The organism is Mycobacterium lacus (genome assembly GCF_010731535.1).
Taxonomy (GTDB): domain Bacteria; phylum Actinomycetota; class Actinomycetes; order Mycobacteriales; family Mycobacteriaceae; genus Mycobacterium; species Mycobacterium lacus.
The window spans coordinates 170,113-183,159 of the sequence record NZ_AP022581.1; the positions used below are offsets into that span (position 1 = coordinate 170,113).

12 protein-coding genes, 4 tRNA genes and 2 pseudogenes are annotated in these 13,047 nt (G+C 65.7%); 6 read left to right on the forward strand and 12 right to left on the reverse strand.

The window, feature by feature from the left end:
- Positions 1–30: 30 nt before the first annotated feature.
- From phoU to G6N24_RS00845, 8 genes are all read right to left on the reverse strand, one after another.
- Positions 31–699 carry a phosphate signaling complex protein PhoU gene (gene phoU / locus G6N24_RS00810; RefSeq protein WP_085160178.1) on the reverse strand — a complete coding sequence of 223 codons (669 nt, stop codon included), beginning with the start codon at positions 697–699 and terminating at the stop codon, positions 31–33.
- 58 nt (positions 700–757) lie between these two features.
- Positions 758–2,800, reverse strand: a complete 2,043-nt coding sequence (locus tag G6N24_RS00815) for an LCP family protein (protein WP_085160176.1) — start codon at positions 2,798–2,800, stop codon at positions 758–760.
- Between the two features lie 225 nt (positions 2,801–3,025).
- Positions 3,026–4,303 carry a tRNA dihydrouridine synthase DusB gene (gene dusB / locus G6N24_RS00820; protein ID WP_139822377.1) on the reverse strand — a complete coding sequence of 426 codons (1,278 nt, stop codon included), beginning with the start codon at positions 4,301–4,303 and terminating at the stop codon, positions 3,026–3,028.
- A 10-nt stretch (positions 4,304–4,313) separates the two neighbouring features.
- Positions 4,314–5,330, reverse strand: a complete 1,017-nt coding sequence (locus tag G6N24_RS00825) for an acyl-ACP desaturase (RefSeq protein ID WP_085160172.1) — start codon at positions 5,328–5,330, stop codon at positions 4,314–4,316.
- A gap of 149 nt (positions 5,331–5,479) precedes the next feature.
- A complete protein-coding gene (locus tag G6N24_RS00830) occupies positions 5,480–6,121 on the reverse strand; it encodes a TetR/AcrR family transcriptional regulator (protein ID WP_085160170.1) in 642 nt (213 codons plus the stop codon).
- A gap of 238 nt (positions 6,122–6,359) precedes the next feature.
- Positions 6,360–6,563, reverse strand: a complete 204-nt coding sequence (locus tag G6N24_RS00835; protein WP_085160190.1) for a zinc transporter Slc39a7 — start codon at positions 6,561–6,563, stop codon at positions 6,360–6,362.
- Between the two features lie 48 nt (positions 6,564–6,611).
- On the reverse strand, positions 6,612–6,998 hold the full coding sequence (locus G6N24_RS00840; RefSeq protein ID WP_085160168.1) for an ArsR/SmtB family transcription factor: 387 nt from the start codon (positions 6,996–6,998) through the stop codon (positions 6,612–6,614).
- A 60-nt stretch (positions 6,999–7,058) separates the two neighbouring features.
- Positions 7,059–7,571 (reverse strand): nucleoside deaminase, encoded by a 513-nt coding sequence (locus G6N24_RS00845; protein ID WP_085160166.1) that lies wholly within the window; start codon positions 7,569–7,571, stop codon positions 7,059–7,061.
- A 151-nt stretch (positions 7,572–7,722) separates the two neighbouring features.
- Between G6N24_RS00845 and G6N24_RS00850 the strand changes: the two genes are divergently transcribed.
- On the forward strand, positions 7,723–8,565 hold the full coding sequence (locus G6N24_RS00850) for an SAM-dependent methyltransferase (RefSeq protein WP_085160164.1): 843 nt from the start codon (positions 7,723–7,725) through the stop codon (positions 8,563–8,565).
- Between the two features lie 49 nt (positions 8,566–8,614).
- Here G6N24_RS00850 and G6N24_RS00855 read toward each other — a convergent pair whose 3' ends face one another.
- Positions 8,615–9,424, reverse strand: coding sequence for a TIGR04255 family protein (locus G6N24_RS00855; protein WP_085160162.1), 810 nt, complete (start codon positions 9,422–9,424; stop codon positions 8,615–8,617).
- Positions 9,425–9,527: 103 nt separating this feature from the next.
- Positions 9,528–9,603 (reverse strand) — tRNA-Lys (locus G6N24_RS00860).
- A 119-nt stretch (positions 9,604–9,722) separates the two neighbouring features.
- On the opposite strand from G6N24_RS00860, the gene G6N24_RS00865 reads away from it, so the two are divergent.
- The 5 genes from G6N24_RS00865 to G6N24_RS00885 all read left to right on the forward strand — a co-directional run bounded on the left by G6N24_RS00865 (position 9,723) and on the right by G6N24_RS00885 (position 11,331).
- Positions 9,723–9,796: transfer RNA gene (locus tag G6N24_RS00865), tRNA-Glu, on the forward strand.
- A gap of 36 nt (positions 9,797–9,832) precedes the next feature.
- Positions 9,833–9,909: transfer RNA gene (locus tag G6N24_RS00870), tRNA-Asp, on the forward strand.
- 26 nt (positions 9,910–9,935) lie between these two features.
- Positions 9,936–10,009 (forward strand) — tRNA-Phe (locus G6N24_RS00875).
- A gap of 594 nt (positions 10,010–10,603) precedes the next feature.
- Positions 10,604–10,900 carry a FitA-like ribbon-helix-helix domain-containing protein gene (locus G6N24_RS00880; protein WP_085160160.1) on the forward strand — a complete coding sequence of 99 codons (297 nt, stop codon included), beginning with the start codon at positions 10,604–10,606 and terminating at the stop codon, positions 10,898–10,900.
- Positions 10,897–11,331, forward strand: coding sequence for a type II toxin-antitoxin system VapC family toxin (locus tag G6N24_RS00885; protein ID WP_085160158.1), 435 nt, complete (start codon positions 10,897–10,899; stop codon positions 11,329–11,331). The genes G6N24_RS00880 and G6N24_RS00885 overlap by 4 nt, the downstream gene beginning before the upstream one ends.
- Positions 11,332–11,441: 110 nt before the next feature.
- On the opposite strand, the pseudogene G6N24_RS00890 reads toward G6N24_RS00885, so the two are convergent.
- Together G6N24_RS00890 and G6N24_RS00895 are read right to left on the reverse strand one after the other, a co-directional pair.
- Positions 11,442–11,639, reverse strand: a pseudogene (locus G6N24_RS00890) (hypothetical protein); the annotation flags it as partial.
- 315 nt (positions 11,640–11,954) lie between these two features.
- Positions 11,955–12,965 (reverse strand): annotated as a pseudogene (locus G6N24_RS00895) (ATP-binding protein); the annotation flags it as partial.
- Positions 12,966–13,047: the final 82 nt, after the last annotated feature.

A 13,047-nucleotide genomic window follows, 5' to 3' on the forward strand; every position in this document is an offset into this window, starting at 1 on the left:
GCGGCGAGGGGGCAAGTCGGGCAATCCAGCTCAGCCCGGGCTCGGGGTCGCCTCGTCCTCGGGAAGGCTGCCGGTGGCCTGGAAGAAGACGCGGCGGGCCACTTCGACGGCATGGTCGGCGAAGCGTTCGTAGAACCGTCCCAATAGCGTCACGTCGACGGCGGCCGCCACGCCGTGCCTCCACTCCCGGTCCATCAGCACGGTGAACAAGTGGCGGTGCAGGTCGTCCATCGCGTCGTCCTCTTCACGGATCCGGGCGGCTTTCTCCGGGTCGCGGGACAACACCACCTCTTGCGCACTGTTGCCCAATTCGACTGCGACTCTGCCCATTTCGGCAAAATAGCCGTTGACCTCTTCGGGCAACGCGTGCTGTGGATGCCGTCTGCGGGCGATCTTGGCGACGTGCAGTGCCAGGGCGCCCATCCGATCGATGTCAGCCACCATCTGGATGGCGCTCACGATGGCTCGGAGATCGCCGGCGACTGGCGCCTGCAAGGCCAGCAGCACGAAGGCGCTCTCCTCCGCGCGGGCGCTTAATCTCGCAATTTTCTCGTGGTCGGAGATCACCTGTTCGGCCAGCACCAAATCGGCCTGCAGCAAGGCTTGGGTTGCCCGCTCCATCGCGATCCCTGCCAGCCCGCACATCTCACCGAGACGCTCGGACAAATCCGAGAGCTGCTCATGGTAGGCGGTCCGCATGTCGTCAAGCCTACGTTCCTGCCGGCCGAAAGGACGACAAAGCACGGTGCGACGGCGGCTACTCGCAGCTGGTGTCGGCCGCGTTGGTAACGGTCAGGTCCTCGGGCAGCCTGGTGGGAGGGCCGCTGGTGCCGCGACCGATCTGCACGCTCACCGAGGAGCCGCTAGGTGCGGGGGTGGTGACCGCGTTGAAGTCTGGGCCCAGGACGACCTGAACCACTTGACCGATACCGCTGACCCGTTCGACCTTCGCATTGGCAAACGCGGACGCGACCGTCGCGGCGGCCTGCTCGTTGCCGGGCGAAAAGAACACGGTCGTGGCTTTGAGCGAACTCGGATAATCGTTCGGCGTCATCACGTTGAAGCCGTTGCGCTGCAGCTGATTGGTGGCGGTTGTGGCCAGACCGGTTTGGCCGGTCGAGTTGGAGACCTGCACGGTAACGTCGTGCGGAGAGGTTGTCGTCACCTGCACCGGGTGGCTCTCGGGGTTCGGGTTGGCCTGCGACGGCTTCTTGGTAGTGGGCGCGGGCGTGGTGATCTTCCCCAGGTTCTGGGCGTTCGCGTCGTTTTCGCCGGGCAGCGGATCATCGTTGATGATGGCGTCGAAGAGTGCCCGCATGTCGGCTGTGCGCGCGGGCTCGTCGCCGTTCTGGTCGGTCACGCCGGTCGGCACCGTGACGAACGTGATGTGCCCGGCCGCGATGCCTTGCAACGACTGACCGAGGTCCACCAGGTCCTTGGTCTTGACGTTGTCGACGTAGCTGTCGCCAATGAACATGTTGACGACGTTGTTCAGCTTGTTGAGATTGAACAACGTGTCCTCGGAGATCAGCGAACGCAGCAGTGACGACAAGAACAGCTGCTGGCGTTTGATCCGGCCGTAGTCCCCGTTCTCTTCGGTGGTGACCTGGCGGGCGCGCACGTAGTTCAACGCGGTCGGCCCGTCGATGACCTGGCGTCCCGCGTGTTCGAGCACCGTGCCCAACTCGTAGTCCCGCAGCGGGGTGGTGGTGCACACCTCCACCCCACCGAGGGCCTCAACCATTCGCGCGAAACCGACGAAGTCGATGGCAATGAACCGGTTGATGCTCAAACCGGAGAGCTTCTGGATGACCTTCACCAGGCATTTCGGGCCGCCAAAGGAGAAGGCCGAGTTCAGTTTCGTCTCGGTGTACACCATGCGGGGACCCGTCTGTCCCGTCTTGGGGTCGGTGATGGGGCCGTACCTGCCGGTGTCAGGGTTCCAGGCCTCGCATTGCAGCGGGGTGATCGCCAGATCGCGAGGGAACGACACCACCACCACGCGTTTGCGGCTCGCCGGGATGTTGACCAACATCACGGTGTCCGACCGTGCGCCCCCGGCGTCTTCGGTGTCGCCGGCGCCCATATCGGCGTTGGCTCCGGCGCGAGAGTCCATCCCGACGACCAAGAAGTTTTCGTCGCCGTATTGCGCATTGGGGTCGACGATGTCACGCGAATTCGGGTCGAGCGCACTAATGATGTTGAGGCGGTCGTTCTTCGACGCGCTCCACTGCCATGCGCCGCCGGTCAAGGCCAGCGTCAGCGCAGCAAACAGTGCCGCCAGCGAGCGTCCGGCCAGCAACATCGGGCGTCGGCGAGAGTTACGCCTGGGCGCCTTCACGCGAGTCGGATCGGATTCGGAGTTGTCGCTGCCATCCGCGCAGTGGTTCCCGAGGTCGGGTAGTTCCGAGGCGAGCTCAAAGGAGTAGGCCGGCGAGGTGATGACCTGGGTGTCCGCCTCGTCGTCGGGGTCATCGGGGAAGGCGCCGAGCGGCTCGGTATCCGGGGCGACGTGGTGGCGGGCGGGCTGATCCGGCACGCAGGCGCCGAGTCTGGCGATCAGTTCGGCGACGCTGACGCCGCCGTTGACGTGGCATCCGACCTGTTCGGAACGGTCGTCCCCGGGTTCGTCCGGCAGCTCAACCTGCCATCGGTGGGGGCCGTCGTGGTGCGCTGGCGTGGAGAACCGCTCCCACGGCGCGGCGCCCCGTGTTTCCTGCGGATTTGGGCTGATCCACTGACCGTCGCCGCCAGGCGCGCGCCGGCGGGCTAGACCGGCGTAATTCGCGCCGTCACCCATGTCCTACCGGCCTCCGAAACTCGTTACGGACGGACATCAGCGGTGTCCGTGCGCGCTGGTCAGGGCGGTGCGATCGTGATGAACGCCACGCCGCCCGTGGGGTCGCGCCGCACTGGTAACCCCCCGTGCAGCGGAACAAAACCGGTCCCGCCGCAAAGCGCAGTACGGCAAGCTCCACATCGTACTGATTTATCCACCGAGACGCGATTTCGAGAGCGTCTCGGTTCAGCCACCCGAATGCATGACGTCCGCCCCGGCGGGCACCCGGCAGTCGTCGGGGTCGTCTAGCCAGCCATCTGGCAGGGCGACGCGCGCGGCCGAACCCTGCCGGCCCCGCCGGCCGGTGGCCGCATCCGGGAACGGAATGGCGCGGTCTAACCCGTCTAGCAGCCGATCGAGCTCCTCGAGCGTCTTGACCAGCGCCAACGCCCGTCGCAATTCGGATCCGGCCGGGAAGCCGTGTAGGTACCAGGCGATGTGCTTGCGAATATCGCGCATGCCCTTCTCTTCGCCGAAGTGGGCGGCCAGTAGCGTGCCGTGCCAGCGGATGATGTCGGCGACCTCACCGAGTGATGGTGGGGTCGGCGCGGGGCCGCCGGTGAACGCGGCCGACAGCTCGGCAAACAGCCACGGCCGGCCCAGGCATCCACGGCCGATGACGACGCCGTCGCATCCGGTAGCGGCCATCATGGTCAGCGCATCGCTGGCGTCGTAGATGTCGCCGTTGCCGAGCACTGGGATCGTCCGCACCCGCTGCTTGAGCTGGGCGATCTGCTCCCAATCGGCGGCGCCGGAGTACCGCTGGGCCGCGGTCCGGGCGTGCAGCGCGACCGCGGCGGCGCCTTCGGCTTCGGCGATGCGGCCGGCATCCAGATGGGTGTGGTGGACGTCGTCGATGCCGATGCGGAACTTGACGGTGACCGGTATTTGGGTGCCTTCCGTGGCGCGTACGGCTGCGGCGACGATCTGGCCGAACAGCCGCCGTTTGAACGGCAGCGCCGCGCCGCCCCCGCGCCTGGTCACCTTCGGCACGGGGCAGCCGAAATTCATGTCGATGTGATCGGCCAAGCCTTCGTCGGCGATCATCCTGGCCGCCGCGTACGTGGTGGCCGGGTCGACGGTGTAGAGCTGCAGCGAGCGTGGGGATTCGTCCGGGGAGAAGGTCGTCATGTGCATGGTTGCCGGATGGCGCTCGACGAGCGCGCGTGCGGTCACCATTTCGCAGACGTACAACCCGCTGACCGTGCCGATCTTCGATCCTTCTCGTGGGGATCGCAGGCGCGGCGGAGCCGGGCGTAGCGGGTCGCCCCGCATCGAACCAAAGTCGCGACACAGCGTCCGGAATGCGACGTTGGTCACACCGGCCATCGGAGCCAGCACCACCGGGCTGGCGAGCTCGATCGGACCTATGCGCAAGGCCGGGCTAGGCTGGACTGCCCGCCTCTGCCCCTCGCTGCTTCGCGGCTGGGGATACCCCACCTCATCGCGCTGCGCGCTCCGCATCGTCGCCGGGCTACCGGCGGCTCATCGCCAGCTTGCCCGCGGTTTTATGCAGCTCGTGTGCGGTGACCCTCTTGCCGGTACGGGCTTCCCGCTCGAGTTGGCGTTGCTTGGACACCTCGAACTTGTCGCAGGCAATCTCGAGTTCCTTGATCAGGCGGTCAAGGTCATCGCGCAACTCGGCTCCGTCACCAGTGAAGTCCTCGCGCTCGAAGATGCGCCATTTCTTCAGCACCGGCATGACGACCTCGTCGAGGTGGATGCGCGGGTCATACACGCCGCCCATCGCGATGATCACCGCTTTGCGCCGGAACTCGGGCACCTGGAACCCGGGCATCTGGAAATGGCTCAGTATCAGGTGTAGCGATTTCATCGCCTGGTTGGGCACGAGGTCGAACGCGGCCTCGCTGACGTCGCGGTAGAAGATCATGTGCAGGTTCTCGTCCGCGGAGATCTTGGCCATCAGCTGGTCGGCCACGGGGTCGTTGCAGGCCCTGCCGGTGTTGCGGTGCGAAATCCGGGTGGCCAATTCCTGGAAACTGACGTAGAGCACGGAGTCGGTGAGGCTGTTGGCGAAGTACTGACCCTGGTGGTTCTGGCCCGGGCTGAAGCCGCGGTTGACCACCTCGAGACGAAGCAACTCCAGCTCGACGGGGTCGACGGAACGGGTCACGACCAGGTAGTCGCGCAATGCGATGCCGTGCCGGTTCTCCTCGGCGGTCCAGCGGTTGACCCACTGCCCCCACGCGCCGTCCATGCCCATGTTCATCGCGATCTCGCGGTGATACGACGGCAGGTTGTCCTCGGTGACCAGGTTCTGCACCATCGCCACCTGGGCGACGTCGGAAAGCTTGCTCTGCTCGGGGTCCCACTCCTGGCCGCCGAGCGCGTAGAAGTTCTTGCCTTCCGACCACGGGATGTAGTCGTGCGGGTTCCACGGTTTGTGCATGCTCAGGTGCCGGTTCAAGTACTGCTCGACGACCGGTTCAAGTTCTTGCAACAGCTGTAGGTCGGTCAGCGGGGCTGACATGGGGCCTCCAGTTATCTGTGTCGGGGGGTTGCACTCAATATATCTGTGTCTGCCAGTAGCATCAAGTTTGCGTTCGGTGTGGCGACGTGACCGGCGGTCCGCGCCGCCTGCGGATCTCGCAGGTTGCGGGTCCCGGCTGCAGCCGGCGGTCAGTCGCGCTGCGCGGCTGGAATGGCGCGCCCGGCTTCGCCCCGCTCCCGCTGCGGCAGGTAGGTCGCCGCCGTGCTGAGGAGCATGTCGACGCAGTAGTCGATGAACTGTGTGCGGGTGGCTCCCAGCTGTCCGTTGAGGTAGGCGGTAAACAGGCCGGTAAGTGCCCCGATCAAGCTGGTGGCGACCAGCTTTTGCAGAACGGGATCCGGGATCCGGGAAAGCTTGTGCTGAAGCAAATCTATGAAACTGGGCATCCATTCCGCGCCGGACTGGGTCAGTACCGGTTCCACCGCCGGCGCCAGCAACAACACGCGGCCGCGCACGGGGTCATCGACCATCAGGGCGACGAATTGCTCGACGGCTTCCCGCGGGGTTTTCGCGGAGGTGAGCGCGGCCATCGCTCGCGTGCAGACGTCGTCATACACCGCGCGCACGAATTGCTCACGGTCGGAGAAGCTTTCATAAAAGTAGCGCTCGGTCAGGCCGGCGTGGCGGCAGACCGCGCGGACGGTCAGCGCGGGGCCATCCTCCCCACCGAGCAACTGGACGCCGGCGTCGATGAGGTTGTCGCGACGTAAGGCGTGGCGATCCTCGAGGGGGACCCCGGACCAGCGACGCCGTCTCTGACTGGCCTGCACATCGCTCCTACCGTCAAGCTCCAAAGTGACAACGCATGTAGTCCGAGTTGCCCACGCCAAGTAAACCGACCGGTGACTCAACATACGTCGGCTCCCCATCCCCTGACCAGCGCTCAAAACGAGCGGGGATTCCGGTCGCCCCTCGCGGGCGGCGGGGCGACGCCTCGCGGGTCCGACGGCGTGGCCAGCGGTGGTCCGGTGTCGCAGCTGGGCTTCGAGGCGCCGCCGGTGTTCGGCGTTACCCGTGGGCGTGGCTGTGCACGTCTTCGAGGCCGGTCTGATGCACGTGCCGATGATCGTGCTCGGTCCCGTCGTCGTGGCTGTGCGCGTGCTGGTGCTCGACGTGGTCGTGCTCGTGCGTGGTATGCGCATGTGTGTGCGTCACGTCACCATGGTGGTGCTCGTGCGTGTGCGGTTTGTCATGGGTGTGCTGATCGGCCATCGACGTCATTCCTTCGTGCGAAATGTGTTGTGTTTACGGTAGATTCGTTCACCCATCGGTAGTCGAAGCTTCGGCGACCGCCTGCAGCCGTCCGTCGGCGCGATGATGACGAGGAACCCCGGGACCGGCGTGCTCGGCGTTGAAGACGGCGTCGATGACGAGCCGGCGGACGTGGTCGTTCTCCAGGCTGTAGAAGATGGTGGTTCCGTCTCGGCGGGTGCGGACCAGCCGTGCCATCCGCAACTTCGCGAGATGCTGGGAGACCGACGGTGCCGGCTTGCCAACATGCTCGGCGAGGTCGTTGACCGACATCTCGTGACTGGCCAGCGACCACAGGACCTGCACGCGGGTGGCATCGGCCAGCATCCGGAACACCTCGACCACCAGACCGACCTGATCGTCTGGCAACCGAACTGGTCTATTATCTGCATGCATACGCAGACAATAGTGCGTTGGCACGGTGTGATGTCAAGCTTGAGGTCGTTCGAGGCCGGTTCAGGCGGGCGAATCGTTGCTTGCGATGCGCTCGCCGCCGTTGCATTCCTGCCAGAACCGGAAGACATCCACGGCGGCGGCCCTGATCTCCGGGCGAGGATCCTGGCGCATGGGCAGGCGTCGGTGCTGCCATTCCTTGGCAAACTCGGCGTACAAGGTGGCGGGCTCGAAGTATTTGCGGACATCGACATAATGCGGCTCGTAAGCGTCCCGCGACGTCAGAAAGACGACCTCGTCGGGTGAGCAGTAGTAGAGCGATCCCAGGCACATCGGACACGGATGGCCTATCACGTAGAACGTGGTACCGACCAGGTGCTCGGTGCCCAGCTTGGTGCATGCCTCGCGGATGGCGAGGATCTCCGCGTGGGCCGTCGGGTCGTTGGTCTGCGCAACCTTATTGGCACTCTCGGCGAGGACTTCGCCGTCCTTGACGATCACGGTCGCGAATGGGCGACCCCCCTCGGCGACGTTGCGGCGGGCCAGGTCGATGGTGCGCTGGGCGAAGTCGGTCATGGTTCGAAAGGGTAGTCCGCGCGATGTGGCTGAGGCTGTGATAGTAACTAGGCTATCTATATTTATAGCGGCCTCCGGATGAGGGAGCGGCACGGTGCGCACGGAGCATGATCGCTGGGATCTCGCGACGAGTGTAGGGGCGACGGCGACCATGGTCGCCGCCCAGCGGGCGCTGGCCGCCGACCCGGCGTATGCCTTCATCGATGACCCGTACGCGGCGCCGCTGGTGCGTGCCGTCGGTTTGGACGTCTACACGCGGCTGGTTGACTGGCAGATTCCCACCGGCGAGGACTCCGAGTTCGATCCGGAACGAATGGCCAAGGGGATGGCCTGCCGCACCAGGTTCTACGATCGATTCTTCGTCGATGCGGTACACAGCGGCATTGGTCAGGTGGTCATCCTCGCGGCCGGCCTGGACGCGCGTGCCTACCGCCTGTCATGGCCGGCGGGCACCGTCGTCTACGAGGTCGACATGCCGGAGGTCATCGCCTTCAAGACGGCGACGCTGAGCGGTCTCGGCGCCCAGCCGACCGCCGAGCGGCGGACCGTCGCGGTCGACCTGCGCGACGACTGGGGCAGCGCGCTGCAGGCGGCGGGATTCGACCCGCAGGCGCGTGCGGCGTGGAGTGCCGAAGGGTTGCTCGTCTACCTGTCGGACGCGGCCGCGGACGCGCTGTTCGACCACATCACCGCCTTGAGCGCCCCCGGCAGTCGGCTGGCCTTTGAATTCGTGCCAGACACCGCGATTTTCGCCGACGAGCGCTGGCGCAGCCACCACGAACGGATGAGTGAGCTCGGGTTCGAGCTCGACTTGAACGAACTCGTTTACCACGGCCAGCCCAGCCACGTCATCGACCACCTGACCCGCAGTGGCTGGCAGACCACGTCCCGCACGGTCGAGGAGTTGCACGAGGCCAATGGCTTTGTCTATCCCGACGACGAACTCGCCGCGGCGTTTGCCGATGTGACCTATGCCAACGCTGTGCTGATGTGATGAGGCGATTCAACCGGCGGCTTCGCGGTTGACCGTGGCTGACGTCGCCCTACTGCCGAAGCAGCTCGTCCTTGAGGCGGCTGGTGATGGTCTCCTGGAACACGCTCTGAGCCGGACCATACAAGTCTTGGAAGGTCGTCCGCAGCGCATCTCTGTTGTATTCGGGGATGGAGCCGCCGGGAGCCCAGAAGCTGTCGATATCCAGCAGGAAGAAGGGGCCCGTTTGGGCCGGCGTTACTCGGCGCAGGTGGTAATTCGGGTCGAGCGCCTGGCCGACTCCGGGTCCGTAGCGCACGATCAGCGACTTACCCGGCTGCGGTTCGCGGTAGACCGCGGCCCCCTGCCACTCCGTCAGGAACAGGCCGCCGGGGGTGAGGCGCTGCGGCCCGAGCAGCTGCTCGTCGATCCAGTTGCTCCACTCGATGCGGCCATCGACGCCCGCCGGGACGCGGAGCTCGAGGATGTAGCGCAGGCCGATGCGCTCGAGTCCCACGATTGACGAGACCTGCGCGCGGGCGTCCACGACGTGCATCACGAGGTCGCACAGGGCGTCGAAGTTGCTGTAGGCGGTGGTCTCGATGACGACCGCCTGCGTCTTCAGAGAGGCGGCCAGCGTGTTGTCGCGGTTGACATAGCGGACGAAGCGGTCCGCCGTGGGGGCTGGTTGCCCACCTGGGGCCATCCCCCAAGCGACGTCCTGTGCCTGGCGTTCGATCGGCAAGCGATCGGCGAGCAGCTGTTTGAGCTCCCGGCTCGCCGATTCGGTGAGGGAATCGGTTGCCGGGTGACGGATTTCCATCGTCACCAGGGCGACGGGTGCGTTTGGGGAGACCTCGGCGTCATTCATCCCGCGAAGCATAGCCAAGTCGTGTGGCGCCCGAACCGCCGCACCCGTGGTCGAGGGTCCCTTGGGTCCCGCGATAGGCGTCCCGGTGCCCTGTGGTGCCCCCCTGGCGCTCTCGTGGTGCCCCCACCAGGACTCGAACCTGGGACCTGCGGATTAAAAGTCCGTAGCTCTACCAACTGAGCTATAGGGGCGCAAAAATTCAGGATACTGCGTTGGAAACACAGCTCGTTTGAGGATTAGGCCTGCGGTGACCTAAGCTGGCGTGGCTCCCAACTGTGAGTTGCGAGTGCCCCGGAGAGATTCGGTTCTGGCCCCCTTCGTCTAGACGGCCTAGGACGCCGCCCTTTCAAGGCGGTAACGCGGGTTCGAATCCCGTAGGGGGTACTTGCGACGCGGTGCCGCGGAGCGACAACACAGCAAGGCCCTGTGGCGCAGTTGGTTAGCGCGCCGCCCTGTCACGGCGGAGGTCGCGGGTTCGAGTCCCGTCAGGGTCGCCAGTACGGCGAGGCACATGCTGCCTTCCGGCCAGGTAGCTCAGTCGGTATGAGCGTCCGCCTGAAAAGCGGAAGGTCGGCGGTTCGATCCCGCCCCTGGCCACAGGAAACGCGCAGTTCACCGGTTGTTGGTGGGGCCGATCACCGCTGGCGATTGCATTTTCCCGCCAAAATCCGCCGCAGGCTGACCTCCCGCATGGCCGTCGGAACATCGGTCGACGCGCGGCGCGGGAAGATCGTTCCGTCCGTCGGCGTCCTGTCCGCGACCATCAATGGCCGCCATCGTGGTTCGGCGAAGGGTGACGGAGCTGCCCGTCGGCCGTCCGGGTTAAGGAACTGCTCCGCGGGCTTCGGTTAGTAGATTCGACGCGGGAGGTGAACAACTCGACGCATCGACGGTGCGCCAGGATGACGCCCAGCGCCGCCACCGCTTTGGGCCCGCTGAGGTCGGGTATTTGCTCGTCAAGTAATGCCCCGCCCACGTGGAGGCGGGTTCCTGGAGGTTTCACGAGCGTGTCAACCAGCGACCCGAGCCCCGCCCACGTGGAGGCGGGTTCCTGAACTCACTGGCGGCTGCGACTTCGTTCCTGGCTGCGTTGCTCGAGGCAGGACGCATTGTCGATGGATGCGGTGGTCGTCCTCGCCACCCATTACCGCGTCTGTGCTATCACTAGCTATGCAGTGATAGCATCGGGGTGTGAAGCAGCTACTGCTCCGGGTACCGGAAGACATTCACCGCCGGTTGGCCGCCCGCGCCGCGCGTGAAGGGCGCAGCCTGAACGCGCTCGCGACCGAGATCCTCGACGCGGCGGCCGATGCCGACAGTGGCGATCGGCGCGCGCAGTTACGCGCTGCGGCGGCCGCGGCAGGCACATTGAGCAGGGTGAACGCGCGGCCGGTGAGTGCGGCCCGGCGCCGGCGGATAATTGAGTCAACCCGCGGCCTGGGCCCGCAAGTCGATCGGTTGCTCGCGCAAGAGCGCGAGCGGCCGTGATAGCGTACCTGGACTCCTCGGTTCTCGCACGTGCATACCTTGTCGATGAGGACGGACACGACCACGCTGCCGCGCTGCTCGCTGACCCCGAGATTGCCACCGTTACCGGGACGTGGACACGGATCGAGGTCTCGGGCGCGCTGGTTCGTGCAGCGCGCGCAGGCCGCGGTGATGAGAAGGGGTTGCTTGCGGTGCTCGACGCCGACCTCGCGGGCCCGGTGGCTATGCTTGGCGCGCCACAAGACCAGGTGGAGCGGCACGCTCTGGAACTCGTTCGCCGGCATGCGCTGCGCGCAATGGACGCCTGGCATCTGGCGGTCGCCGCACTTGTTGTTCCATCGCTGCTCGAACCCGGCGAGCCGAAGGCGTTCGCCTCCCGCGACGAGGCACAACGCAAGGTCGCTGAGGAGCTCGGGTTCGTCGCGATGTGATCGGCGTCGACAGCTGACCTGATTGATTCCTCAAAACCCCTTGGCCCTATCAACCATCGGTGTGTCGGTTTGCCGAGGGTGTGCGCTGCGCCAACGGTGCCCCCACCCGCCTTACGGGCATGGATGCCCGCGATTACGTCGGCGGGCGCGGCGAACGGATGCGGTCGGGCGGCGCGCAGCCCCTGGCTAGGGCTCTTGATTGTCAGGTCGGAATCCTCCGCCCACAAACACAGACCGTTCGAGGCGGACCAGAACCCGTGCAGGATCAGGACTCGGTTCCCTTTTCGTGGTACGCGGCGCCAGGCTATCCGGCGCGGGACGGCAAAGTATGCAGCCGCGCCGCGCCCTTCGGGAAGTCGGCGAATTCGTCTTCGTAGCAACCGAATGCCGGCTTGTGCATTCGATGGCGGCGCTGCCGCGTGTTCACGATTCTCGGATCGTGGCGGCCGCCGAGCGGCAGCGACGATCACCACGCGGCGAGGCCGCTACGAAGCCACCAGAGACATAACCCGATCATTTCCGCGAGTGGCTTCCCGACTCCGATCCACGGACCCGTGCCTGGCGGCAGTCGGTGGACGACGTTCCAACGCGCCCTTGCCGTAAGGCAATTGGGTATGCGACCACAGGCCGGAGACGGGTTGTCCGTTCCAGAGGAGGTTGATGGGTAGGGCCATTAACCGGTCGCCGAACGGCAGAGCTCCGGCTCCGGTGCAGAAGACCACGCCGGTGGTGAACTGGCCGCCGAGTCGGTCGCGCGCGAATGACAGGTGTCGGAAGTCGTGGATGTTCCCTGTTGCCGAGGCTTTGACCTCGACACCGACGATGCGACCGTCTGATGTCTGGAGGATGCAGTCGATCTCTGATCCGTCGCGGTCGCGAAAGTGATACAAGTCGACCTCGAGATCGGCTGCCGCACGTAGCTTTATCGGCTCGTTGATCACGAACGTTTCCCTGATCGGGCCCGAGCCCTGCGCGGCTGGCCTGGCCAGAGAGTCGGCGCTTTGCCCGCGTAGCCAGGCGGCGAAACCGCTGTCGACGACGTGGATCTTGGCGCGCTTGTTGATCTTCGCGGTCAGATTCTGCGACCAGGCCGACAGGCGATGCACCAAATAGACCGTCTCGAACAACGCGAGATCCGAGCGGATCGTCCCTGCGTCGACCCCGATGACCCGCGCCGCTTCGGCCACGTTCAGCTCCTGCGCGGTGATCGCGGCCAGGTAGCGCATGAACCGAGGTAGGCGCTCGCTCTGCTCGATCTGCTTCGGCTCACGCACGTCGCGCTGTGTCACCGTGCGCAGAAGTCCGAGAACCATCGGCTGCGGGCGCGACCCGCGGGCCGCTGTACAACTTCCGGAAAGCCGCCGGTGTGGGCCAGCTGCAGATAGTCGTGGCGCCTGACGGGCGCGGCCTCGATGCTCAGGAGCGCTTGCGGGTTTGTGATCAGTTGCGTGACGATCTCCGGCCGGACACCTGCCCGCTCGGCGACAGATAGCGGCCACAGGTCGAGGATCGCTATCCGTCCGGCGAGTGACTCCGACAGCGTCGGTACCGTCAGGAATCGGGTCGACCCCGACAGAAAGATATTGTCCGGGCCGGCGGTCATGATCGGTCGCCGTCTTGATCGCCAGGATCACCCGGGTGTAGGCCAGCGTGGCTGCCAGCTCGGTCCGTTCATCAGCTGGCACCCCTGCGATGTGCGGGCCTCTGGGGCGGCTC

Bases quoted from the DNA above. Each gene is read 5' to 3' on its own strand.
- phoU (WP_085160178.1), bottom strand. From the start codon at position 699: ATGCGGACCGCCTACCATGAGCAGCTCTCGGATTTGTCCGAGCGTCTC.
- G6N24_RS00815 (WP_085160176.1), bottom strand. From the start codon at position 2,800: ATGGGTGACGGCGCGAATTACGCCGGTCTAGCCCGCCGGCGCGCGCCT.
- dusB (WP_139822377.1), bottom strand. From the start codon at position 4,303: ATGCGGAGCGCGCAGCGCGATGAGGTGGGGTATCCCCAGCCGCGAAGC.
- G6N24_RS00825 (WP_085160172.1), bottom strand. From the start codon at position 5,330: ATGTCAGCCCCGCTGACCGACCTACAGCTGTTGCAAGAACTTGAACCG.
- G6N24_RS00835 (WP_085160190.1), bottom strand. From the start codon at position 6,563: ATGGCCGATCAGCACACCCATGACAAACCGCACACGCACGAGCACCAC.
- G6N24_RS00840 (WP_085160168.1), bottom strand. From the start codon at position 6,998: ATGCATGCAGATAATAGACCAGTTCGGTTGCCAGACGATCAGGTCGGT.
- G6N24_RS00845 (WP_085160166.1), bottom strand. From the start codon at position 7,571: ATGACCGACTTCGCCCAGCGCACCATCGACCTGGCCCGCCGCAACGTC.
- G6N24_RS00850 (WP_085160164.1), top strand. From the start codon at position 7,723: ATGGTCGCCGCCCAGCGGGCGCTGGCCGCCGACCCGGCGTATGCCTTC.
- G6N24_RS00855 (WP_085160162.1), bottom strand. From the start codon at position 9,424: ATGCTTCGCGGGATGAATGACGCCGAGGTCTCCCCAAACGCACCCGTC.